16 protein-coding genes are annotated in these 25,815 nt (G+C 43.4%); 12 read left to right on the top strand and 4 right to left on the bottom strand.

The features are described from left to right. Nucleotides 1–74 precede the first annotated feature (74 nt). The 3 genes from H1A14_RS03700 to H1A14_RS03690 all read right to left on the bottom strand — a co-directional run bounded on the left by H1A14_RS03700 (nucleotide 75) and on the right by H1A14_RS03690 (nucleotide 5,894). Entirely contained in the window at nucleotides 75–1,598 is a 1,524-nt protein-coding gene (locus H1A14_RS03700) for a sulfatase family protein (protein WP_228527541.1), read from the bottom strand. Nucleotides 1,599–1,610: 12 nt separating this feature from the next. Next, complete coding sequence (locus tag H1A14_RS03695; RefSeq protein ID WP_228527568.1) at nucleotides 1,611–3,587, bottom strand: FAD-dependent oxidoreductase; 1,977 nt, start codon at nucleotides 3,585–3,587, stop codon at nucleotides 1,611–1,613. 75 nt (nucleotides 3,588–3,662) lie between these two features. Then, nucleotides 3,663–5,894 carry a beta-galactosidase trimerization domain-containing protein gene (locus tag H1A14_RS03690; RefSeq protein WP_194774829.1) on the bottom strand — a complete coding sequence of 744 codons (2,232 nt, stop codon included), beginning with the start codon at nucleotides 5,892–5,894 and terminating at the stop codon, nucleotides 3,663–3,665. A 350-nt stretch (nucleotides 5,895–6,244) separates the two neighbouring features. Here H1A14_RS03690 and H1A14_RS03685 point away from each other — a divergent pair, with 350 nt between their 5' ends. The 3 genes from H1A14_RS03685 to H1A14_RS03675 all read left to right on the top strand — a co-directional run bounded on the left by H1A14_RS03685 (nucleotide 6,245) and on the right by H1A14_RS03675 (nucleotide 9,781). Continuing rightward, entirely contained in the window at nucleotides 6,245–6,706 is a 462-nt protein-coding gene (locus H1A14_RS03685; protein WP_194774828.1) for a GNAT family N-acetyltransferase, read from the top strand. Between the two features lie 30 nt (nucleotides 6,707–6,736). Then, on the top strand, nucleotides 6,737–8,656 hold the full coding sequence (locus H1A14_RS03680; protein WP_194774827.1) for a hypothetical protein: 1,920 nt from the start codon (nucleotides 6,737–6,739) through the stop codon (nucleotides 8,654–8,656). A 252-nt stretch (nucleotides 8,657–8,908) separates the two neighbouring features. Next, nucleotides 8,909–9,781 carry an AraC family transcriptional regulator gene (locus H1A14_RS03675; protein ID WP_194774826.1) on the top strand — a complete coding sequence of 291 codons (873 nt, stop codon included), beginning with the start codon at nucleotides 8,909–8,911 and terminating at the stop codon, nucleotides 9,779–9,781. Nucleotides 9,782–9,952: 171 nt separating this feature from the next. Here the strand turns inward: H1A14_RS03675 and H1A14_RS03670 are convergent, their stop codons facing one another. Then, entirely contained in the window at nucleotides 9,953–10,651 is a 699-nt protein-coding gene (locus H1A14_RS03670; protein ID WP_194774825.1) for an NUDIX hydrolase, read from the bottom strand. Between the two features lie 713 nt (nucleotides 10,652–11,364). Between H1A14_RS03670 and H1A14_RS03665 the strand changes: the two genes are divergently transcribed. The 9 genes from H1A14_RS03665 to H1A14_RS03625 all read left to right on the top strand — a co-directional run bounded on the left by H1A14_RS03665 (nucleotide 11,365) and on the right by H1A14_RS03625 (nucleotide 25,801). Then, nucleotides 11,365–14,583, top strand: coding sequence for a SusC/RagA family TonB-linked outer membrane protein (locus H1A14_RS03665; protein WP_194774824.1), 3,219 nt, complete (start codon nucleotides 11,365–11,367; stop codon nucleotides 14,581–14,583). 12 nt (nucleotides 14,584–14,595) lie between these two features. Then, complete coding sequence (locus H1A14_RS03660) at nucleotides 14,596–16,173, top strand: RagB/SusD family nutrient uptake outer membrane protein (protein ID WP_194774823.1); 1,578 nt, start codon at nucleotides 14,596–14,598, stop codon at nucleotides 16,171–16,173. Nucleotides 16,174–16,302: 129 nt separating this feature from the next. Beyond that, on the top strand, nucleotides 16,303–19,785 hold the full coding sequence (locus tag H1A14_RS03655; protein ID WP_194774822.1) for a CRTAC1 family protein: 3,483 nt from the start codon (nucleotides 16,303–16,305) through the stop codon (nucleotides 19,783–19,785). Nucleotide 19,786: 1 nt separating this feature from the next. Then, on the top strand, nucleotides 19,787–20,929 hold the full coding sequence (locus tag H1A14_RS03650) for an alpha-L-fucosidase (RefSeq protein ID WP_194774821.1): 1,143 nt from the start codon (nucleotides 19,787–19,789) through the stop codon (nucleotides 20,927–20,929). Between the two features lie 615 nt (nucleotides 20,930–21,544). Next, nucleotides 21,545–22,111 carry an RNA polymerase sigma factor gene (locus tag H1A14_RS03645; RefSeq protein ID WP_194774820.1) on the top strand — a complete coding sequence of 189 codons (567 nt, stop codon included), beginning with the start codon at nucleotides 21,545–21,547 and terminating at the stop codon, nucleotides 22,109–22,111. 74 nt (nucleotides 22,112–22,185) lie between these two features. Further along, nucleotides 22,186–23,025 (top strand): class I fructose-bisphosphate aldolase, encoded by an 840-nt coding sequence (locus tag H1A14_RS03640; protein ID WP_194774819.1) that lies wholly within the window; start codon nucleotides 22,186–22,188, stop codon nucleotides 23,023–23,025. 1 nt (nucleotide 23,026) lies between these two features. Beyond that, nucleotides 23,027–24,175 carry a Gfo/Idh/MocA family protein gene (locus H1A14_RS03635; RefSeq protein ID WP_194774818.1) on the top strand — a complete coding sequence of 383 codons (1,149 nt, stop codon included), beginning with the start codon at nucleotides 23,027–23,029 and terminating at the stop codon, nucleotides 24,173–24,175. Beyond that, nucleotides 24,162–24,731: a D-lyxose/D-mannose family sugar isomerase gene (locus H1A14_RS03630; protein ID WP_194774817.1), complete on the top strand. Its 570-nt coding sequence runs from the start codon at nucleotides 24,162–24,164 to the stop codon at nucleotides 24,729–24,731. The genes H1A14_RS03635 and H1A14_RS03630 overlap by 14 nt, the downstream gene beginning before the upstream one ends. Continuing rightward, the gene (locus H1A14_RS03625) at nucleotides 24,731–25,801 is read left to right on the top strand and encodes a carbohydrate kinase family protein (protein ID WP_194774816.1); all 1,071 of its coding nucleotides are present in this window, start codon (nucleotides 24,731–24,733) and stop codon (nucleotides 25,799–25,801) included. Before H1A14_RS03630 ends, H1A14_RS03625 begins: the two co-directional genes overlap by 1 nt. Nucleotides 25,802–25,815: the final 14 nt, after the last annotated feature.

The following is a 25,815-nucleotide window of genomic DNA, read 5'->3' as shown; positions in this document are numbered from 1 at the left end:
CCGGAATACAAATCACACATTTTTAATGCAATCGATTTCGTGCCATTTTGAACGAACTTTAATATTTTAAGATTTCAATAATCATTTTCCGTGAGGCTTTCCAGTACTGATTGTTGCCATTTGAGCAAGCTATTTTCCAGGTCAGCCGCGATATCCGGCAATGCCTCTATTATATTTTTGTTTTCAGCTGGATCTTCCAGTACATCAAATAGTTCCCGCTTGGCCTCTGGGTCATTTTCCCCATGAATGACCAGTTTATACCTGTTGTCCAAAATGGCCCTTGCACCACCAAAATCCTGTGGCTGAATATCGGTATGACGGAAATTGGTGAAATTCCTGGTAGCAATTCCATTCATAAGCTTGACCAAAGGAGAAGTTCCTTTTTGCAATTCAGGATCAATATAAGGTGCTGGGGTATTCTCTTCATCCTGTCTTACCCTGCCGTTCCAAAACATAACAGGTTTATTCCTTTCTCTTAGGTTGCCATCAAAAAAGGGGCTTAGATCAATACCATCAATCGGTCTTTTCGGGAGCGGCTGCCCGAGGATACCACAAAGTGTTGGCAACACATCTGAAGAGACTGCATTCACCTCGGTGACCATTGGAGTGGCAAATCTGGCTGGCCATTCCAGGACTGCAGGAACCCGTACCCCTCCTTCATACACCATGCCTTTTTCTCCTTTAAATGGTACAGTTGCATTTCCTTCGAGAGGGGTGCCGTTATCCCCAAAATACCAAAGCAGGGTGTGTTCTCGCAAGGCTTCATTTCTTAGAAATTCCCGCATCTGTCCAATAGATCGGTCCATGGCGGTAATTTCCGCAAATCGCTCCTGTAAAACCTCCCTTTGAGGTCTATCCACCTGTAGGCCTGTTTCATTGGAAGTCAGCCTTACGGTTTTATCTCCAAAAGATTCAGGCAAGTCATCATAAAGGGCCAGGTCTTCCCGAAGGCCACTGTAGGGTTCATGGGGAGAACCATACCAGATGACCACAAAAAACGGTTGATTTGCCTCTTTGGCCTTTTGGATAAAACGGATCGCCTCTGCAACCAGAATTTCTGAACTTTCACCTCTGTAAGGTTCAGGAGGCCCTCCATTTCTGGAAAAATATGGGTTCATCTCAAAAAAATTGTCATGGGAAAGGTATTCGTCAAAACCCATTGCTTTGGGATTGGTGGGAGATTCGGCCTTTACAGGCCCCAAATGCCATTTCCCAAAATGGGCCGTCGCATAGCCCGCATCTTTCAGTATTTGGGCAATGGTTATTTCTTCAGGCCTGATGGAAGCCCCTGCTGTGAATGTACCATACCTGTTGGGATGACGGCCGGTCAACACACTCCCTCGGGTAGGAGAACACACCGGTGAGGCGGAATAAAACCGGTCCATTCTGATTCCGGTTTTAACCATATCATCCAAAACAGGCGTGTGGAGAAAAGGATGTCCGTTGTACCCTGTTTCATCCCATCCATGGTCATCCCCCATCAATAAGATGATATTTGGGAGATCGTTATCATGGGTTTCTTTTAGGGTGCTTTGGCAGGAAAAAGCAATTCCACTCGTCAGAATCAGCAATGAAAAAAGGGAATATTTGACGGACATTTTCATACGGTTTTATTTGTCTGGAACAAATAAGACAGCATCTGCGACGACTATCCCATCTGCTCCTTGGTTTGAAACCTCAACAAATGCATTTTTACCCGCTTCAAGATTGAACTGACCCAAATGAACCCATTCTCCTGAGGTCTGACCTTCTACACGGATGTCTTCCTCTTTTACCCATATTTCCTTTTCATCCTTGCCATCTCCTACAATGACTTTGGTCTGGGTAGAGGATTCATTGACCCGGGAAAAATACAGGTACACTTCATAAGCACCTGCCACCTTGATATCTGGTGTAAAACTTACTGAATGATTTTGGGTGCCTTTAGAAGGATCTTTTAGAAAGCTGGGACCGTATCCTCCACGGCTTTGCCTTTCCCAATCCCCTTTGATTTGCACCCCTTCCTCATCATCATTGTCCACTAGAATTTCGGGTATACTCCCGTCTGCAAGGGGATTTTCTTTTAGGATTTTCTGCAATTCTTTGACATCCACTTCATGGACGGAGAGGTTGTTGTCAATCGCCATACAGGCGGCCACAGCAGATGATTGTGCCAATACCATGAAAACCGGTTCCATCCGGATAGAGCCAAAAGCAATGTGGCTGGCAGAAAGTGCCGCTGGGACAAATAGATTTTTAACCTCCTCTTTTTTCGGAATCAGGGATCTGTAGGCAATGGGATACGGACCAAATCCTCCTATTTCTACATTCCCTTCGTTTTTCACCATTTTTTGACCTTCTTTTTCAATGACCACTCTTTGGATGTTGTGGGAGTCCATGGTGTAAGCGGCCATTCCTACCCCGTCTTCCACCACTTCATCACCCACACAATTGGCTTCGGTCATCACGTATTCTCCCACCATTCTTCGCACTTCCCTCACATACAACTGGGGAGACCAGTGTTCATTTTCAGTGTACTCATCTTTGGGGTAACCCCAGTCTTGGATAAATTCCTGCAGTTCTTTAGGAACTCTGGGGTCTGTCTTGTAGAAATAAAGCAGGGATTGGGTGTACAATTGATGGTTCTTGACGATTTCCTTTCTTTGTGCATAGTCTGCCTCAGGATAGTCATAATTCATCCCAATCATATCCGTTGAGAATCCTCCCCGGTTATTGATGTCTGTCTTTTGGTTGGGCATTCGGCTCCAGATAAAGTAATCACTGATCCTTATTTTCCCGGGCTGGGCTTCAAAAAGTCTTACCAATAGGTCAAACATGGTGGAATCATAGCCTTCAGGCCGGGTGATTTCGATCCTGTTGGAGGGATTGTCAGTAAGACAAATCCTGAAGTTATAGGCCTGAACCTTATCGTCTCCTGTTCCATCCGGTTCCAATTGATGGTCAGTGATGCCCCATAGTAGGCCACTCTGTGGGTCACCTTTGGTTTGGTAAGGGTCCACTCCATCAGGGAATTGATGTCCCGTCATCAACTGTACCCCATTGTAGGTTTCACCGTATTGGGAATTGGGCTCTCTACCTACGGTATAGGTCACTCCTGCCTTGGCCATCAAGTCACCTTCATAAGTAGCATCAATGAACATTTTACCCCTTACTTTCACAATTTCATTGGTTGAACCTCCAAGACTCAAGGTCATTTCCTGCAAGTAGTCCCCCTCTTTTTTCACGCCAACCAGTTCGTGTTCAAAAAGTACCTCGATTTCTGCTCTGTCCAGATAATCCTGAAAAACAGATTTGGCCACACTCGGTTCAAAAATCCATTGTTCAAATTTGCCATAATGCTGCCCGATCCTTCGGTAGAAATCCCTGGACAAGCCCATCACAGCATATTTGTTTCCGATATCCGTATATCCCAATCCACCCGTACTCAACCCACCCATATGCTTGCTCGGTTCAATCAAAACTACTGATTTGCCCATGGTTTTGGCCGTATAAGCTGCAATCACGCCGGCCGAATTGGCACCATAAATGACTATATCATACGTATTGTCATTGTCAGTCCCCGGAGAATCACAGGAAATGATACCCATTAGCCAAATTAGGCAAGCAATCATTGGTTTTTTGATCATCTTCTTTTGTTGTTTACTTTATGTTTAATCCCAAATTTAAGGTTTTTCAAACCTTAACCATCTTGCAGAATGGGCCTCTAAGTAAATTGAATTTTGCGAGATGCTTTGTCCGGTTACCGCATCCTGGACATTGGTATAGGTGTAATGATGCGGTTTTAAATCCACTTCAGTGGCCTCCCCTTGGTTAAGTAAAAAATAATGGTCGGCTTTTGGGCCAGACAATCGGTAGACGATGGCCCCCTCACAGGTAAAGGGTGGCTCTATGTCCCCCAAAGTATATTTTAACAAGAGTGCTTCCATTTCCGAATTTCCTGGTTCAAAACATGACCTAGCTGCCTCGTAACCCAATATAACCGAAGTCCCCTTGCCCAATTGAAACTGGGTGACTGCAGGTTGTCCGGTCTTAAAATCTGCCATGATTTCCGCGCCCTCCGGCCTGATGGAACCAATGGAGCCTGTCAAAACATGGGCTTCCAAATGCCAGTTTCTGTTGAGCCCTGAAAATTGGTATTCCCTCAATGCAGCGCCAAAAAGGTTGGCGAAGTCAGAACCCGTTCCCCTGGGAAGCAAGGCGGAATTGGGATCCATCCAGGCGCCTGGCATGTCTAAAATCAGCCTGCCACCATCCTCCACATATTTTTTTAAGATGGGTAACAGTTCAGGGTTCAACGCCAGCATTCCTGGCAAATAAATCACCCGATATCTAGCAGCCAATCCTGCTCTGAGGTCGTCGGGAATGACATATTCAAAAGGAATGTTTTGATTGATCAGGGCTCGGGATACGCCTACCCTAGCCTGCATGGGAATGTATCGGGTACTTTCTTTTCCTTTGATGGAAAGGGCTGTCCACATCGCATCATTGTCCCAGTCAAAAAGGACCCCCACCACCGGTTCTTTGCGTGACTCCCAAAGTTCATGTCGGTAGGTTTGCATGGCCTTGGCAATTTCACCTACCGCCACGGCTCTGTCTGTCACTTCATTGTGGTGGTCCAAGAGGGAATATTCGCCTACCTCAACCCCGGCCGATCTGACACTCCAGCTCCAAAGTCCCCATCCTTTAAATCCTGCAGCCAACATACTGAGCGTAAACTGCTTCATCTCAGCAGCATCAACAGTAAACCCTTTGTTGTCCTGACCATATCTTTCCCCACCAAACTGCTGGGGACCTCCCGTGGTCTCCCAACCTCCACTCCATCCCCCTTTGAACATGTCATTGATGTAACTGGCCTGCATGTAAACCGTAGGTCCCAGCTCATCCTTGACCTGATCAAAATGCCAGGTGAAATGGATGGAAGGATAAAAAGAACCTGCATGCTGCATGGTTTTGGCTATCGCAGGGAAATTGACACCAAAATAGGCATGAGGACGAAAAAGACCCAATTCTCCACCTGCCCGGTAAGGGGCATTGGAATCAAATTCATGGAAATCCACGACTTTTTTTTCCAACTCCGCAATGCCGTGGTCGGCCTTGAACCGCAAAACATCCCGAATCACCCGGAGTTCTCTGTGGTCTGACTTTTCCCATCTCTCCGCAAAATCCTCCCAGCTGGAAAACGGCTTGCCTTGTGCTGCCAACCCGTGGTGATGTTGATTGTAGGCATTGTTTAGGGTAGCTATATCCCCGTAGTTGTTTTTGGCCCATTCCACAAAAAGCGTTTTACCCTTTTCCGTCAAGTCCATTCCCCGCTGTCCTACGGTGGGATCATAGGCGGAGCTGCTTCCTTTTGGCGCCTCATTGGCCCCAGTCTTTTCTATCCACCCGACAATGTTTTCTATCCTTTTTTTCAAAACCTCGTTTTGATAGGCAATCATTTTGGGATTGAGTCTTATGTCCTCCAATGGCTCATCTGGTGAAATTCCCAAGTTCGATAAAAGTTGGTCTGAAATGGGTTCCCAGCCCCCTTCCCCATACCACCATGGGATCAAGCCCTCCTCAAGCGCGATCATTTGGATTTTCTCATGACTCCAATCAGGCAGGGGCATGATCTGTTTCAGATTGGTAAAGCCCAATTCCCTCATGGTCCGGAAATGCCAACGGATTTCTTCCTCGCCTTCACCAGGCCTTTGGATATAGACTACCCCGGCAGGCATGGGAGCGATTTTGCGGATTTTTTGCTGCATGGGTGAATCGTGGAGCTGATCGTAAAGCTTTGTCAAAAAAGGATCATCATCGGCTGATTCCACTTTTTGGGCAAAAGCATCTGAAAGACCAAGGATAATCAGTAAAGCTGAAAGTGAGAAAAAATGCTTGAAATGATGGTACAACATATTTTGGTTAGCTTTTGGGTGTTTTATTGAATACACTTAATTAAGTCTAAAGAATGATATCAATGAAAAAATTTTATTTATTTATTTTTTAAAACCGTGTTTTATAAAGGACATCTTATCGTTCTTCATGTTCTCCAACTCAGTCTAATTTGCATTGGAGGAAATAAATTAAACCTAAAATCCTACAATTTCAACAAAGACATAATACCAAAACGATTGATAGGGGTAACTATTCAGATTACCTTTAAGACTGTTGCTTCTATTCAGTTTTGGTTTGAAAAAAATCAATTGGATATTTATGATACAATTGCGACTGAAAAGACTTTTTAGAACCATTGGAACAAATCTGCATGATACTTAGAAAAGGGTCTCTTGAAGACCTCCCTGAAATGCAAAAATTGTATGTGGACAGCATCAGAAAGAGCTGTAAGGCAGAATACAATAAGCAACAAATTGAGGCATGGTCATCGGGTATTGAAAACACCTCTCGGTGGCAGGACATACTGAAACATCAATTCGTTTTGGTTGCACAGAACGAAATAGGGATAATTGGTTTTTGCACATTGGACAAAGGCAATCACATCGATTTTTTGTATGTCCATCGGGAAAGACAAAGGCATGGCATCGCCAACCAACTGTATACTGAGATCGAAAAAGAAGCCAAACGGCAAGGTCAAACCCAGTTGACTGCAGAAGTCAGTAAAACCGCAAAGACTTTTTTTGAAAAGGTTGGGTTCACAGTGGTTGAAGAACAACATGTCAACCTAAAGGGGGTGGATCTGACGAATTACAAAATGACAAAAACGATCTAGTAAAAAAATGAATTTATAAATGCAGCTTCAATGTTCATAAATCCAAGAAAACCAGGTTTTACGTTTGCCTTCACCTCCATGATCTTGATGGGCCTCTGGTCAATGCATGTCATGGCCCAGCATTACGAGAATCTGGATGGGTTGATCAATACAAAAAGCCTAGATGGGAAACATGCCATCGGTGAACATCCAAGGGGGCTCATTACCGCAAGTGAAGTATCCCTGATCAGAGAAAGGGTGAAATCAGCTCCGTTTTTGGACATGTACAAAAAAATCCAAGCTGATACAGAAAAGCTTGAGCAAAAGGTTTTTTCCTCCGAAGCGTTTTTAACCAATGAAGTCCCTGAACTCGCAGCCCATTATGGATACCTGTACCTGATGAGTGGTGAAGAATCTTGGGCAGATAAGGCCTACGAACAAATGGCCACCATATTCAATGACACCATCATCTTCCAAAACCCGGTTTCCCGTGGCCTCGACCGAGCGACCATGCTTCAGCAAATGGCCATTACCTATGACCTTTGCTATACAGCATGGTCTCAGGAGAAAAGGGACATTACCAACAGGCAACTTTTTAAACTTCTGTTTTCGGTAAGTGCCAACATGGGTCAGGATGCCAATTACAGCTTAGTAAGCAACTGGATGGGCATCCGTTGGTCAAGCGTGCTTTTTGCCGCCTTGGTATGGGACAATCCTGACAAGGACAAACCCTCTTTGACAGCTCCTTTTATCTGGGATGCCTCAAAACGGATTTCAGATCATTTGCAAAAAATCATTTACAGCAATGGATGGAATGCCGAAAGTATGGGGTATCATGCATACAACTGGTCTTTTATAGCGCCGGCACTCATAGCCTATCAGCACTTCTCCAATAAATCATCCCCACATGCTTTGGAGCAACTCGCTCCTTCCGCCATACATACCATGTGGGGTTTTTCAACCTTCTCCATGGCCACGGCAACTTTACCTGAACTCCTTGGCATGAAACCCGATCTCTCTGATGATAACCTCAACCTCCGAAAAGGCACTTTCGGACTTAGCCTGCGTTTGTATCCACCTGAACAAATTCCAGCTCTAAAATGGATGCATGATTACCTGAATGATGAGGGGATTTTCAGCATTCTATATTATCCCACTCAGAAAAAAAGCGTAAATCCGGAAGAAATGGGTTGGCTGTCTTATGCTGATCCCGAACAGGGCGTTGCCTTATTCCGAAACCGCTTTCAGGATGAAGAGGATATCTTGGCAGCTTACAATGTTTCCGCCACGCGCGTAAAAGGCCATCAAGGTCCTGATGTCAATACCTTCCGAATCATCGGTTTGGGTGCTCCACTGATAGTGGGTGGGGGTAGAACTTCCTTAATGGCGGGCCAAAGCAATTTATTCCCCGGACCAGTTTCCTCGCAAGATAAAGGCACCAGCAGCGCAGGTGAATTTCTGGGGTTTGAAGCAGACTCAAATGGCAGCGGACACGCCTGGGGCCGAGGAAGCAGTACAGGAGTCATTGACCACCATCGGTATTTTTCAGCGGACTATTCCAAGCAAAGTGGCTCGGAAGCAGTTTTTATAGTTGCAGACAGTTCCATGGATGGCCGTGTGTGGAGGATCAATACCCCGGAATTCAATGCCATCGAAACAGATGAAAATGGCTTTACCATCACCACTCCTGATGGAGCAAGCCTTAGGGGGCATGTCCTCCAAACAAAAAGGCCCTTAGAAATTCAGACAGGCAAGAATAGGTACGGCGGAGAAACGGTTCGGCTGAATCCCGGCATCCACTTCAGAGGCAAAACATACAGTCATACCCATTGGATCGATGTATACAATGAAGGCCAAATCGTAGTAGTACTCACCCTGCAACCCAAAGGAATTGTACATCCTACTGTGGAGATGATGCCGTCGGGAAAAGAGGTCTCTGTTGGAAAACAGGTACTGGGCATAGTTCCATGAAATGTATAATTTTATTCATTAGATACCATTTGAGAATCGGCTTTAAATTCTTCTTTCAAAGCGAAATAACTTTATTTGCAGAATTCGCAATGGCCAGCCATTTGCGATTTGAGAAATGGAAAATTATGATCTTTTGATTCCAAACTTTTTATCATTTCGATACTTTTTATGCAAAATGTGATTTTTTATGGTAATTTGGCAAAAACATACCATATTAGAGGTATGGAGGACACCAAACCCAATTAGGCATAAATGAAATCTCAGTTACAGCTTCTCACCAGAGCCATTCATCAAAATTGTTCTTTTTCTTTGGATAGTCAGTCTTACCAGTTTTTAAAAATCTGGCATTATCATCCTCAGATTGAATTGGTATTTATTTTAGAAAGTGCCGGTACACGGTATGTCGGCGATCACATAGAGCCATTCGGTTCCGGTGAAATAGTGCTTATCGGGGAAAACCTCCCCCATCTTTGGTTGAATGATAAAGATTATTTTGATGAAACTGCACACCTAAAGGCAAAGGCATTGGTGGTGCATTTTATGGAGAGTTTCAGGGATAATTTTTTGAAACTGCCTGAAATGGATTCTATCAATAAGCTGTTTGAAAAGGCCAAAAGGGGCATCAAATTCAAAGGAGAGGCCAACCAGCCCATTTTGGAAAAAGCAAAAGAGCTGGAAGGTTTTGAAGAACTTGACCGAATCATTAGGATAATTGAGATTTTGAAAGACCTCACCAAACATGAAGATTACCAAATCCTATCCAGTGCCAGCTATACCGGAGGATTGGAGGGAGGCAAAGGAGACCATAAAATGGAAAGGGTGAACAATTACATCCTGAACAATTTCAAAAACGGCGTTTCCTTGGAGGAAGCTGCTGAACTGGCCAACATGAACACTTCTGCTTTCAGTAGGTATTTTAAACAGGTCCAAAAAAAGACTTTCACTAAATATGTGAATGAAATTAAGATTGGGCATGCCTGTAAACTTTTGATTGAGGAAGACTACAACATTGCGGAAGTCTGTTACCATTCCGGCTATAAAAACCTATCCAATTTCAACAGGAAATTCAAGGAAATCAAAAAAACCTCTCCATCTGAATTTGTGAAACAACATGCGAAAATATGAGGAGAAACGCCTATTTAAATCCAGTTAAGCATCAACGGTCAACTCAAGTAAAATCTGAATTTGGGCAATTGGAGATGTAATGATGAATTTCAAATGTCTCCACAATCAAAAGGACCTGAATATTAAGGAAAGTGTAAAAAGTGTTTTTGCTCCAAAGCTGATAGTTACTTTTTAAAAATCAAAAACAAACTCCTGTTCATCACCCTGCTCCTGAAGTACCATATTGAATGCATAAAGCCGGGCTTTTCTACTTGAACCTTGTTGACTGTATTCATCCAGTTCCACCAGCCAGTTGCTTTTCAGGATCTTCTTTCTAAAATTACTTGGGTCCAGCTGTACCTCATAAACTGCCTGATACAAATCCTGTAATTCTTTAAGGGTGAATTTTTCTGGGAGGAGTTCGAAACAAATGGGAGAATACCTGAATTTCTGCCTAAGGAATTTGAGCGCTGTGTGAGCAATTTCACTGTGGTCTTGAGGTAAAAGTGGCATCTCATTTAACTTAAACCATTTTCCACTCAGAATCAATTCTTCCTCATTGGTTTGAGAAATAAATGTCCTGTTTTTAACTTTTGGTTCGAGGTTGTATTTGCTTTTATCTATGATGGCCATGAAGGAGACTGTCAGGATTCTTGCTCCTTTGGTTCTTTTGGGATCCCCGAAAGCCCCTACCTGGTCCAAATAAATGTTTTTTAGCCCAGAAAGCTCATAGAGTGTCCTTTCGGCCGCATCTTCAAGCGATTCATCTTCAAATACGATGCTACCGGGCAAAGACCACTTGTTTTTAAAGTATGGATTGGTCCTTTTGATCAGGAAAATACTCAGTTCCCTTTCAAAACCAAAAATAGCACAGTCTACGGATACGATCATAAGGAATCAATAGGAAATGGCAGTTCACTCAGAAAACAAATATAAAATTTACGCAATCGATTTCAAACCTTTAGCATCCTGCTAAACCACCTTTTCCAAAAAAAAGTTTGGAGCATAGGTAGCCTAAATGCCTAGGAAGAGCTAGTTTTTAAGTCTAGGAAAGGCTCAAAACACATCTAAACTACATCAATTTTAATAAATATGGTTCAATTGACCACTTATTTAAATCATATTTTTATAAAAAGAAGTTTTGTTCGCCTTCAAGAGCCATTTGGTTAAGCAGTTTTTAAAAAAAAAAATATTTGGTAAATGGTGATTTTAGACTCTATTGTTTGATAAATTTTAATTTAATATACTGATTTTTAGATACTTATATTGTTTAATAAGATTTGAAATATTTGATGGCTGGTTTTTAAGGATTTGTGGTGGGAGAAACACTCAGAATTTTTTTAGTGAGGTATTCATTAGTGGTATATTTTTTCAAATTAATGATCATGGTCAGTTTTATGCAAAAAAAAAACTAGCATTGGTCAAATTATGGGTAGAATTCGTTGATTATTTCAATCAATTTTACAAAATACAATGATTAAAATGATCAGGTGTAAAACAAAATAACTAAAAAATATTCAACCAGATATGATAGAAAAGAAAAAATTTTGAAAGGAAAAATCTACAAATGACAATTAATAATTAACCCTAACCAATATATCTTTATGAAGCAAATTGTACTCGTGTTCCTTTTCTGCTTGTTGATCCAGCCTTTGCTGGCACAGGAAGAAACAGTGACAGGCAAGGTCACAGCAAGCAATGATGGAGAATCATTGCCAGGCGTCAACGTTTTGGTAAAAGGAACCAATAGAGGGACCATTACCGATCTGGATGGCAATTTTAGAATTGAAGCCCCTAGAGATGGGGTATTGGTATTTAGCTTTATTGGCTATGACCAATTGGAAACCCCTATCAATGGCAGATCCACCGTCAACATCAGCCTGCAGGAAAGCACCGGTAGTCTGGATGAGGTAGTCGTCGTAGGTTATGGTTCCAAAGTGAGAAGGGACATTACTGGAGCCATATCATCCGTAAAAGCGGATGAACTGGCCAAAATACCGACCCCTTCATTTGATCAGGCCTTACAGGGCTTGGCTGCAGGAGTCAATGTCACCTCAAGCAATGGAGTGCCTGGCGCACCCACCCGAGTCATGATCAGAGGTACCAATTCCATTTCCAGTGGTACTGAGCCGCTATGGGTAATCGATGGGATGATATTAAGCAATCAGGGTGGTGGAGAAATAGGCGGTTTCGCCAGATCAAATCACGGCGCCACACAACTCAATCCCCTGGCCACGCTCAATCCAAATGACATTGAGTCCATAGAAATATTAAAAGATGCCTCCGCAACGGCCATATATGGATCCAGGGGTGCCAATGGGGTTATCATTGTAACAACCAAAACAGGGAGAGGTACTGGAGGCTTGGATATTAGCATAACTTCCGGGGTTACCAATGTGGCAAGAGGTCCCCAAGAAATTGGTTTTGTCAATGGACCTACTTGGTTGGGCTTGGTCGATACCGCAAGAGAAAACAGCGGACTGTTCCCTTTCGACCCCAATGCCATACTCAACGATGCACGAGACCCGACAGCTGTACTGAGCAGAGAACAATTGGCGGATGTCAATTATTTTAATGAGGCTTTGCAGCAAGGGAGTTTTCAGGATATAGGAATTTCGACTTCCAAAGCCGGAGACGGATTCAGTTATTACTTATCAGGAAATTACAGAAATGACAAAGGCATTCAAACCGGGAGTGGGCTAGAAAGATATTCCACAAGAGCCAATGTGGATTTTTCCCCGATCAAAAACCTGGAAATAGGCACCAGAATTACGCTTAGTTATACCAAACAGCAACGTCCACCCAACGGTGGCCCTCCGGGGGGAAATACCAACATGGCTACGGGTGGTTACAACATGGCGATTTCAGGTGCACTACCGATTATTCCTATTTTCCACCCTACCATCACCTCCAACGGAAATCCAATTTTGTTTGACCCGCTATCGGGCAGAAACCTAAGGGCTACCCTTGACAGGGACAATTACCTGAACGATGTCAATTCTTACCGGGCTATAGGAGGTTTGTTTCTAGATTACAAAATTCCTTTTGTAGACGGATTGTCGGTAAGGACAGAATTCTCAGCCGATATGTTACAGACCAGTAACATAGAATGGGGCAATACGGTAATCAGAGAAAGGAGTGCATATGCTTTTGACTTTTCAAACACCTTCACTAGGCTTAATTATAATGTTTACGCCACTTACAACAAACAATTTGCGGATATCCATGCCTTCAATTTTGTGGTCGGAACAGAGAACACCACACAGCAGCAAAGAACAAGAAACATTGAAGCGCAGGACCTTTTTGGGGTACAACCTGAGGTAGGAGCACCTGGGGATATCATGAGAGTAAGCGCGGGATTGGGTGGAGAAATCAATTTCAGGGGTATTTTCAGTCGCTTGGATTATAAGCTGAAAGACAGATACCTTGTAGGATTTAGCGCAAGGAGAGATGGTTCTTCCGTATTTGTTCCGGAAAACAGATGGGGCAATTTCATTGCCGTTTCTGGAGGATGGATATTGTCGGAGGAAAACTTTATGAGGGGGGCCAATAACATTGACCTGCTGAAACTCCGGGGTAGTTTTGGCCAAACAGGCAACTCAGCCATTAATCCCTTTGCGACAATGACTACCTATGCTGGATGGGGAAGATATGGAGATACGGGTGCTGGTGATTTGCTGATGAATATTGGCAATCAGGCACTGACCTGGGAAACTACAGACGCATTTGATCTGGGCTTGGATTATGAGCTTTTCAACAACAGGATAAGTGGTTCTATCGGTTACTATAGACAAGATGCTTCTGATTTGTTGTTGCAGGTAGAAGTCCCTCAATCCTCAGGTATTTTCGCCAATCAGCCTAGACTATGGGCCAACGTAGGTGACCTGTTAAACCAAGGTTTTGAGTTTGAAATCAGTACGGTCAACATTGACAAAAACAATTTCAAATGGACCACTAGTTTCAATTACACCACCAACCAAAACCAAGTCACAAAACTTACAGGGGGGCAAGGGGAACAGATTTACAATGTTCAACAAGGCCCACATGTCACGAGAGTGGGTGAGCGTTTGGGCTTTTTCCGACTGGCTCAATATGCCGGAATCCATCCGGAAGGCGGATATGAAATGATCTACGAAATGGACCGGGAGCACTTTGCCCAAACTGGTGAAAGGATCAAAACCGGTAATGTAATACCCGCCACCCGTGACAACCTTACCAATCACTTGCTTGATTTTGAAGATAAGTCAGGATTACCCACCTTCTTTGGAGGTTTTATCAACAATTTCAGTTACAAAGGTTTAGAATTAAACATACAGTTTACCTTCCAAGGTGGTAATTACATTTATGACGTGGGCGAAAGAGGTAATTCATATATCGGAACAGGCGGTAGTGTGCTAAGGAGCAGTCTGGTAGACAATACCTGGACCGAAAGCAATCCAGATGCAGATTGGCCAAAATTGGTCTGGAACCACCGATATGATGTGATCAACGAGGATGGGACTGTTACGCCAAACGTCAGGTTTGATAACAACAGGGCAGCAGAGGTTCATGATAAATTTTTGCAAAGGGGTGATTTTATCCGTCTGAGGACGCTTCAATTGGCCTATAATCTTCCACCGCAATTGTTGCAGAAATTAGGCTTGCGCCAGGCAAGGGTATTCACTTCAGCCACCAATCTGTTGACTTTCACTAAGTACCAAGGATTTGATCCAGAGGTATTGCAACTTGGTGATGCCCAATTCAGAAACCTGGGCCAAGGATTTGTCGGAGCTCAATTACCCCAATTGAGAAGCATTAATTTTGGCTTAAACCTATCATTTTAATTTCGACCCAAAATGAAAAATAACATCATATACCTATTCATCTCTTTACTAATCCTGACAGGGTGTAATGAGGAAGAATTCTTTGAATTGCAAAGACCCGTACAGCCGCCGTGGTTGACTTTGGAGGATTTTGAAAAAGCACCCATCGGAGCCTATTACGGTCTGTCCGGAAACGGAGGATTCCGGTCCATTTTCGCTGCAGGTCCTGTTGCGGGTGAAGCCTATGCTGACGGAATTAATCTGGCACCGATTACCGATGGTTTCAATACCAACGGGGATGTAGAAGACATGTACGCCAGGAGATCTGAGTTTCAGATAACTTTATTTGATAATTCCATCTTCAACAGCGGGTATTTCGCCATTGGAGCTGCTAACGGGGCTTTGGACTTTATCAATGAAAATGATGGAAATCCCTACCCCCTCGCAAACCGGCAGGATGAAGTAGACCGCATCAAAGGTGAACTGTTGTTTATCCGTGCATATGCCTATTTCTGGCTTGCAAGGGCATATATGCCTGCATACCCCAACGATGCTCCAAGAATACCTCTGAGGATTTCCCAGGCTAAAAATTTGGAAGAAGCCATGTCTTCACCATTGGCATCTACCAATGACCTGTATGCTTTAATGGAAAGTGATCTGCGGGAGGCGGTGAGCCTATTGCCGGAAGCTTATGATCCAAGTCTTCATCCTGTCTCTTATGCTGACGGCAGAGCTACCAAATTCTCGGCTGCTGCTTTATTGGCAAAAGTTCTTTTTCAAAAAGGGGCTTTTCAAGAGGCTCTTGAACCATTAAATTTGGTATTGGACCAAAATAACGGTTTGTTTGACTTGTCAGAAGACCCTATCGAGGCCTTTAACAAAACAGGGGTAGACAGGGGCAGTGAAGTGCTTTGGTATTATGCATTGTGGGCTGGAGATGGTTTGGGGGGACCAAGTAACTGGAAACATCCGGGTAGATTTGAGTGGTACAGTGCCAGCAACAGATTTGCGGGTGGCCCGGCGAATAATCAGGGTCGGTTCATGCGTGCCAGCGACAGTTTCTTAACTGAAGTGGGATGGATGGATGAAAATGGCAATTTGACGGATGAAGCCAAAGGGGACAAGCGTTTCAATCAATTGTTCGTTTGGCTTACTCCTGCAGGCAGTGGCATTACAGAAGGAGAAAACATCTATCCTGAGCCAAACAACAACTTCAGAACCACAAGAAGTTTTGTATGGGGAGATAAATACTATCGTGGCGGGGACAGAAGAACCAATGCCGTCATCCTAAGACTTGCTGACATGTATTTGTTACGAGCGATTATCAGAGCACAATCCGGGGATACCAATGGGGCTACAGCTGATCTGAATGTGGTGAGAAACAGAGCCGGTCTGGATGATTATGCTGGCGGAGCAGCCGGTTTGGAGGAGGCCATTCACCTGGAAAGATTCAAAGAAATGGCATTTGAAGGCGACAGACTTTATTACCTTCAGGGGCTAAGGATGGATATTCCCGCCGGTGACAGGCAAGGAGCTTCCGTTCCCTACAACAGTGACTTTTATTCAGAAATACCGGATTACGAGAAAAACATCAATTTGGGATACGATTAGTTTGAAAGTTTAATCATCTGAAAAAAGTGTCAGACTTTGATTAAGGGAAGTTACCCAAACATCAAGGTCTGGCCTTTTCCTTTTTTAATTTTATCTTGGCATGCCATGTAAAACGATCACCCCGCCCAAATGATTATTAGACCCCTTGACCAATCTCAAAATTGGATCAGAAAGATAAAATGGTTCTCGAAAAGGATATTCATGCTGTTGTTGCTTTTTTCGGGGATCCAAGGTTGTCAAAATGATGGGGATAAAGTATCGATGCCGGATTCGTCCGCCACTTTTCCAACAAAAGAAGCTCCTCCCCTCTTTGAAAAGAAAAACCCCCAACAGACCAAGGTGACTTTTAAAAATCAGCTGGATGAAACCGCCTATCGAAATATTTTGATGTACCAATACTATTACAATGGTGGAGGTGTTTCCGTGGGTGACATCAACAATGACGGTTTGGCGGATATTTTCCTGACAGGCAATACAGTCAAAAACAGATTGTATTTGAACAAAGGCAATTTTCAGTTTGAAGACATTACTGACCAAGCAAACATCACCCCACCCTCAGGGCCAAGCTGGTGTACCGGAACTACCATGGTGGATATCAACAATGATGGTTTACTGGACATCTATGTCAGCCGCTCAGGAAACCTCGAGCCGGATAACAGAAGAAACCTGCTCTATATCAACAACGGAGATGGTACATTTACGGAAAATGCCAAGGCCTTTGGAATAGATGATCCCGGGTATTCTACACAAGCCATTTTCTTCGACTATGATAAAGACGGTGATCTGGACATGTTTTTGATCAACCATGGTTTGGAATACGATGGTCAGGCTCCCAAACATGCCTCCAATGTCAGGGATCCATATGTTGGAGATAAATTATACCGCAATGACAATGGTTTTTTTGTGGATGTAAGCCAGGAAGCAGGCATCTTGGGAACCAAAGAAGGCTATGGACTAGGGGTCAGTGTCGGAGATCTAAACAACAATGGATGGGAGGATATCTATGTGAGTAATGATTTTTTTGAGCATGATTACCTTTACCTCAACAATGGGGATGGAACATTTACTGAATCCATCAAATCACTTACCAGGCAATTGTCCTTTTTTGGTATGGGGGTGGATATTGCGGATTTTAATAACGATGGATGGCAGGACATCATGGTTTTGGATATGGCCATCGAGGACCATATCAGACAGAAAACCAATCTTGCAGGCATTTCTCGGTCCCAGTTTTGGCAGTTTGTAGACAAAGGCTACCATTACCAATACATGTTCAACAGCCTGCAGCTCAACAATGGCCTGACCCCTGATGGCACACTTAATTTCAGCAATATTGCCCGTCTATCAGGGGTCTACCAGACAGATTGGAGTTGGGCGGTATTGTTTGCTGATTTTGATAACAATGGCTGGAAGGACCTGCTGATCACCAATGGACTCAGGAAAGATGTGATGAACAATGATTTCATCTCCGGCTTAAACCAAGGAGAAGCAGCCATGAGCCCAACATTTACGGGAAAGGTTTCGGATGATCCCAGAAAATTGCTTCAAAGTATCCCTTCTGAAAAAATCAGCAATTATGCCTTTCGAAATCAGGGAAACCTACTCTTTGAAAACGTGACCCAAGGCTGGGGTTTAGATGAACCGTCCTTTTCAAATGGTGCTGCCTATGCTGACTTAGACAATGACGGTGACTTAGATTTAATCATCAACAACATCGATGACTTCGTGTCCATTTATGAGAATAAATCTGATCAGTCCAAGCAACGTTTTTTGAGGGTAAAACTACAAGGTAATGCTGAAAATCGATTTGGGTTCGGTACAAAAGTGACGCTGTACAAAAACGACAGCATTCAGGTTCAGCAACTTAATCCTACCCGTGGATTTCAGTCGTCAGTGGAGCCGATACTGCATTTTGGCGTTGGCAATTGGGATAGCATAGACAGCATAAGGGTAGAATGGTATGACCACAGCGTATATGTACTTCAGCATGTTCCCACCAATATGCAGATCAATGTGGATTACAGGTCTGCCTTACCGCAAGCCACAAAAAATTTTGATAAAGTGACAGAAGCACCGAAGCTTTTCCGGGAGCTTTCCCGAAAAGAAATCAAAGAAACCCTAAATCTGGAATTTATACATCAGGAAAGTCAGTATGATGATTTTTCTTTGGAGGAGCTACTTCCCCGCAGGTATTCCACAGAGGGTCCGGTGATGATCAGCGCAGATGTCAACGGCAATGGGTTGGACGACCTTTTTTTTGGAGGGAGCAAAAACCAAGCTGCTGAATTGTGGATTCAAAATGAGCAAGGCAAGTTTGAAAAAGCCCCTGCACAGCCTTGGGCTGCAGACAAAACCTGTGAGGACGTACATGCCCTATTTTTTGATGCCGACGGAGATGGGGATTTGGACTTATATGTGGTGAGCGGTAGCAATGAATTCGGCAAATCATCTGAATGGCTCCAGGACAGACTATATCTGAATGACGGAAAGGGCTCATTTCTTAAGTCCCAAAATCAGCTGCCGGATTTTCCTTACAACACCAGTAAAGTAGTTGCCGGTGATTTTGATGGAGACGGGGACTTGGATCTCTTTGTTGGTGGCGGGGTTGAGCCAGGTGCTTATCCCAATTCCCAAAGAAGCTATCTTTTGGAAAACCAAAACGGGAAATTTGTGGATGTTACGGAATCAAAAGCACCACATTTGATGCAACCTGGTATTGTCAATGATGCTGTCTGGATTGATTATGACCAAGACGGCACTTTAGATCTGGTGGTCGTGGGAGATTGGATGCCCATCTCTTTTTTTAAAAACAATGATGGAAAACTGACCGTTGACGAGGATTTCAATATACTTAAGGAAGGGAAATTCCTACAATCGAATGAATTTACTGCTGGCTGGTGGAATGCGCTGCTTCCCATGCTAAACGAAGAAACCGGGCGGGTTGATTTTATTATTGGAAACATGGGTTTGAATTACCGTTACAAACCCACAATTGACCATCCGTTGGAAATCTTTTCCGGCGATTTCGAAAACAGCGGTGCCCATAACATGATTTTGGGCTATTACTTTGATGGAAAGCTGTATCCCACCCATGGAAGAGAAGACATTTCCAGATCGATGCCATCCATCAAAAGGAAATTTACTGACTATAAATCCTATTCAAGGGCCACGATACAAGACCTTACAAATAATTTCCCATCCCCCTCTCAAAACCACCTAAAGGCTTACGCATTTGAAAGTATCATGCTGAAAAATATGGGCGATGGGAAATTCGAATGGGTTGATTTACCTATTGAAGCCCAAATCGCTTCTGTCCAGAAAATCTTGGGTGTGGATTTGACAGGCAATGGAAAAAAAGAAATTCTGGTGGCTGGGAATTTCTTTGGCTTCGAAACCAAAACACCCAGAGATGATGCAGGTGTAGGGTTGTTATTGATCAAAGATGAAACCAATGAATACAGACCTGTTCCGATGATGAAAAGTGGATTCCATGCTCCCCACAATGTAAGGGATATGACCACGATCAAAACAAAAAACGGGAACTATATTCTTGTTGCAAATAATGATCAGTCCATACAAGTATTCAAAGTAGAAAACCAAGCCAGACCATAATATGACCCAAAAAAGAAGAGATTTTCTGAAATATGCAGGATTAGGATTTGCCGGTTCCATGATACCTGCGGTGCCCTCATGGGCCAGGGGTCATGCGAAAAGTAAGCCAGATAAAACCAGACTATTTACCATCCCAGAACCTAATAATACCCAACGCGAGTGGATGGATCTGGAATTTGGGATGTTTGTCCATTTTGGTATCAACACCTACTATGACACCGAATGGAGTGATGGTACCCTTGATCCCATCAAATTCAATCCAAGCGAATTGGATACCGATCAATGGTGTCAAGTGGCGGTTGCCGCTGGCATGAAGTACATTGTCCTGATCACCAAACACCATGATGGATTTTGTCTTTGGCCTTCCAAGTATACGGACTACTCCGTCAAGTCAAGCCCATACAAAGGTGATTTGGTCAAGGAATTGGTGAATTCTGCGAGGAAGTATGGTTTGAAAGTGGGTTTATATTATTCCTTGTGGGACCGCCATGAGACTTCCCATGATACGGATGATTGGGCTTATGTGGAATTTATGAAAAATCAGATTGCGGAGCTACTGACTGATTATGGTCCTATCGTAGAGCTTTGGTTTGATGGTTTTTGGAAAAAACAGAAAAGTGGATGGACAAGCAAAAATGAAATTGAAGGTGAAAAAGTGGAGGAAGGTGGAATAACCTCCCGGGCTGAGGATTTTATCCATGCCTGGAGAATGGAAGGGGCTTACCGTTGGCAGATGGATCATTTATATCAGTTTATCAAAAACCTCCAACCTGACTGTTTGATCATGAACAATGCCACGACTGCTTATCCCGGAGTTCCGCTTCACCCTGTAGATATCAGAAGTGGAGAAAAATATACAGAACCGGTGTCAGACCAAAAAATCTGGACCTGGCAAGGCAGGGATATTTATCTACCCATGCAGATCGAAACAACCATGTCCACAAAAGGCAACAAACAATTCCCCAGTGGCAACTGGTTTTGGCACGAATGGGACCATAGCGTAGCCTCCAAATCCCAGATTCATAAATGGCTGGACACATCCCGTAAGATGCAAGCCAACCTCCTACTCAATGTAGGTCCTATGGATACCGGAAAGTTAAGACCCGAAGATGTGGCAGTTTTGAGCAGCTTACAGAAAAGCTAATTACCTCTCTGTAGACAACAGACTGGGATTCGGTTGTCACTGATTAAAGGCTGGGAAGTCGGAGTTTGTGGTCTGTTTTCTTTTCATGGTAAACTTTACCAAAATAAAAATGTAATTAACGTTTATACTGACCATGAAATCCGACCTATGGTAGACCTTGAAGGCTTTAATGCTCTTATTATTTAGGCTTTACCTTGATCATTACGCCAAAAAACATTTGCACAGAATTTAAATGCTTTTTAATAAATATTCTTCAAAACTATTTTAATCAAATTTTAATGAAGGTAAAAGGAGATAAATGCTGACATATAATTCATTATTTCCGTTTGGATACATCATTTAAAAATTAAATTTCCGATTGATTTCAAAGTTGGTGAGAGGGTGTATTATTTCCTTTATCCCCAATTATTTTGCTATTTACCGTCCATGGAAGGTAAGGGGTGATAATGCAAAAAAAATACTATCATTGGTTGTTTTTTAGGTGGATTCTCCACCAAATGTTGTGCTTCTTTGTAAGGTAATCAGGGTTTGATACAAATTATCAATAGGTTAACCGTCGATGTTCTGGTTTCAAATTGCATAAAAAAACACCTGGAGGTATTTAAACTAAAAAACATGTTGATTGAAGCGATCTCAGAAGATTCAGTGTTGGTGATGTCCCTTAAAGGAGCCGATGAAGATGCCTTTACGGAGATTTATGAAAAGTACCATAAACAATTGTATTATATTGCCTTATCCTATTTGAAAGATCCCTGTGCTGCCGAAGACACTGTTCAGGAAATATTCATGAAGTTGTGGTTTTTTAAGGGAAATCTGAAGGAAACCCTTTCCCTTAAATGTTTTCTATACACCTCTCTCCGCAACCTGAGTCTTAATACAATCAGAAACAACAATACCAAAATAGCCAAGTACCAACAGCTCTCGACGCGGTCGGAGAAGAGCAGAAACCTTGTCGAGGAAGCAGTGGTGATCAGTGAATACCAGGACATCGTCGAAAAAGGAATTCGGAAACTTTCTCCGGCCAAGCAAAAAATCTTTAGATTAAGAAGTATAGAGGGAATGAACAATAAGGAGGTATCGGAACAGCTGGGCCTCTCTATCAATACCGTCAAATTCCAGTTTTCAAATGCCTCCAAGTTTCTCAGGGATTACCTAAAACAAAATGCTGATTTATCCAATTGACTTTTATGGTATCAACCGATGAAAGAGGAAACAGATGTCAGGAAAATCAAGCTTAAAGCTATACCAAACCCAAAATGAAGCAATTCCGCTTAAACAGATTATTCAACCCCAAGTCAAACAAGTGTTTTGATGTGGCAGTGGATCATGGTTTTTTTAATGAAGGTCCATTTTTAAAGGGAATAGAAGATATTGAAAAAGCAGTAAATGTTTTGGTTGATGCCGCTCCAGATGCCATCCAATTGACCATAGGCCAAGCACATTACCTGCAAAACAAAGCGGGGCGTTTTAAGCCTTCCCTTGTTCTGCGAACAGATGTTGCCAACGTATATGGCAACAAATTACCTGATCACTTGTATAGCCGAATGATTACCCAGCCTGTAGAGCAAGCGCTACGGCTGGATGCTGCCTGTGTGGTGGTCAATTTATTCAGAATCCCTGATGAGGCAGAAATAACGGATCAATGCATCCAAAACATTTTGTCCATAAAACCAATTTGCGAGCAGTATGGCATGCCTTTGATGATTGAGCCACTCGTATTCCAATCCAATGAAAAAGCCGGCGGTTACATGGTAGATGGGGATGTAAAAAAGATTTTGCCTTTGGTTCGCCAAGCAGTGGAGTTGGGTGCTGATATCATCAAAGCAGATCCTACCAAACAAGTGGAAGATTACCATCAGGTGGTTTCCATTGCCGGGTCCATTCCTGTATTGGTTCGAGGAGGAGGAAGAGCTTCTGATGAAGAAATTTTGTCTAGGACAGAAGCATTGATTGGCCAGGGAGTAGCAGGCATTGTATATGGAAGAAACATTATTCAGCATCCCAATCCTGCAGCCATGACAAAAGCCCTGATGGCCATCGTACACGACGGGGCACAGGCCGGTGTTGAATTAAGCCACCTTACTCAATCCCATTAAAATGAATCGGGTCAAGGTAGGAATCATAGGCGGCGGATTAATGGGCAAAGAAGCAGCTAGCGCGTTCGGCCGTTGGTTTACATTGGAAGATCATCCAGTCATCCCGGAATTGGTAGCCGTCTGTGACTTGAATCCAAAGGTGCTCGAATGGTACAAAAAAATACCAACCGTCAAACTTCTAACAACAGAGGTTGAGGAGTTGCTTGATGAGGAAAGCATCGAGGTAGTGTATGTGGCGGTGCCCCACCACCTGCACGAATCATTGTATTCAAAGGTTTTGCAGGCTGGGAAGGATCTTTTGGCTGAAAAACCATTTGGAATCGATTTGGCTGCGGCCCGCGCTATCCTGCACACAGCGGATCAGCTGGGCCGATTTGTGCGTTGCAGCTCGGAATTCCCATTTATGCCTGGTGCACAAAGGGCATTTAAAGCAGCAATGGCTGCGGATTTTGGACAGATTATTCAGATTCGTTCCGGTTTTTTGCATTCATCAGACATGGACCCGGACAAACCCATCAATTGGAAAAGGCAGGTCAAATACTGTGGAGAGACCGGTGTGATGGGCGACTTAGGCATGCATGCTTTACACCTGCCCCTACGCTTGGGATTTTATCCCAAAAAAGTGTTTGCACAACTGCAAAACATCTATCACCAAAGACCTGATGGCAAAGGGGGAATGGCCAATTGCGACACCTGGGACAATGCCATGCTTTATACCGAAGTGGAAGTAAGAGGAACCTCAGTGCCAATGAACTTGGAAATGAAACGCCTAGCCCCTGGGGAAACCAATACCTGGTACATAGAAATAGATGGCACGGACAATGGTGTGCGCTTCAGTACCAAATCACCAAAAACCCTTTGGACATTTCACAGGGAAAAAGAACAAAGCTGGAAGCGGACGGATTTGGGATTCAATTCGGTTTTTCCAACCATTACCGGAGGCATATTTGAACCTGGCTTTCCGGATATCTTTCAACAGATGTTGGCAGCCTTCTTTATGGAAAGAGCCGGATTGTTGGGTGAGGGGTTCGGTTGTGTCACGCCCCTTGAGGCGGTGATGAGCCAGGAAATATTTGCGGCAGCAGGTATTTCCCATCAGCTCGGGAAATCAGTAGCAATGGAAAATCAAAAAATAAATGAAAAGATCTGAAGTCAACCAAGCTGTAAAACAAGCATCCGATTTTTTCAACGCCAACGGCTGGACCCTCCCCCCTGACCCTATTTGGGATGTGACGGATTTTGGATTGGGAAATTTTAAGCAATATGGACTGATCCTGATCAATTTAGCCAGTGAGGCAGAGTACAGTGAAAAATTGATTTATGCCACAAGAAAACAGCAAACTCCCGCCCATTGTCATAGGAAGAAGAAAGAAGACATCGCCTGCAGATTAGGGATCTTGGTTCTGAGATTATGGCCTGAAATCCCTTATTTGACCAATCAAAACCTACCTTTTGAGGTTCAGATCAATAATAAAATGGAATTTGTCTTTCCTGGCCAGGAAATCATCCTTAAGGCTGGAGAGCGGATCACTTTGATCCCCGGCATGTACCATGAATTCTATCCCGATTCAAAAGCCTGCATCTTGAGTGAAGTATCCACAGCCAATGATGATCTCAACGATAACTTTTTTGCCAATCCAAAAGTCGGCCGCTTTTCAGAAATAGAAGAGGATGAGCCAGCATGTTTTCAATTGATCAATGATTGATGGAAAACAGTGAACGGCATGGGTTGATTGCAGGAGGCAACTGGATTATGGATCAGATCAAGATCATTGATCAATATCCCCATCAGGATGGTTTGGCCAATATCGTGGATCAATCTTTGGGCAATGGAGGATCCCCTTACAACATCCTCAAAAACCTCAGTAAACTTGAAGCGGGATTTCCTTTATATGGGGTTGGATTAATAGGAGATGATATTCATGGCCAAGCCATCTTAAAGGATTGCCTCCAGCATGGAATAGACACTACTGATCTCAAAATTACCCAAGAAGCCCCGACTGCTTTCAGTGATGTGATGTCTGTCAAAAAAACGGGGAGAAGAACCTTTTTCCATTTCAGAGGGGCTAATGCCTATTTAACTGACGAAGACTTTCCTTTAAAACAGTCTACTGCCAAAATCCTTCATCTGGGTTACCTGCTCTTGCTTGACAAGTTGGACATTTCTGATGCGCAAGGCCGAACAAAAGCCTCTCATCTTTTTGAAAAGGCGCAATCATTAGGATTCAAAACTTCCTTAGACATCGTCAGCGAAAGCAGCGAGCGGTTTACTCAAGTGGTTCCCTCTACTTTGCCTTACACCAATTATTTGTTTTTAAACGAGTTTGAAGCAGGCAAAATAGTCGAAATGGACCTGGATGTGGCTGCCAGCCTATCATCAAGCACAGTTAATTTGGACCTGTGCAGATTCAAGGAAGCAAGCGACAGACTTTTTGCCATGGGCGTATTGGAATGGGTTTTTATCCATTGTCCTCATGGGGTCATGGCCTTTCATGCCAATGGAGACCATTACCTGCAGGGTAGTTTAATGCTTCCGGATAACCTGATAGTGAGCACTTCAGGAGCAGGAGATGCCTTCACTGCTGGCGTATTGCTGTTTCTCCATGATCAAAAACCCATTCAAGAATGTCTGAAAATGGGTATTTATACAGCAGCTGCTTCTTTGCTTAAACCGGGCTGTTCTGAAGGGGTTTTACCCAAGGATCAAACCATTGCCTGGGCCAAACAGTGGGCTTTCAGAGAAATCAAAGAAACTGCAAAGCTCACGGATTTCTAATCAAACTCTTTTCA

Source organism: Pararhodonellum marinum, from assembly GCF_015354735.1.
Lineage (GTDB): Bacteria > Bacteroidota > Bacteroidia > Cytophagales > Cyclobacteriaceae > Pararhodonellum > Pararhodonellum marinum.
This window is presented reverse-complemented; position numbering and strand designations above follow the sequence as displayed.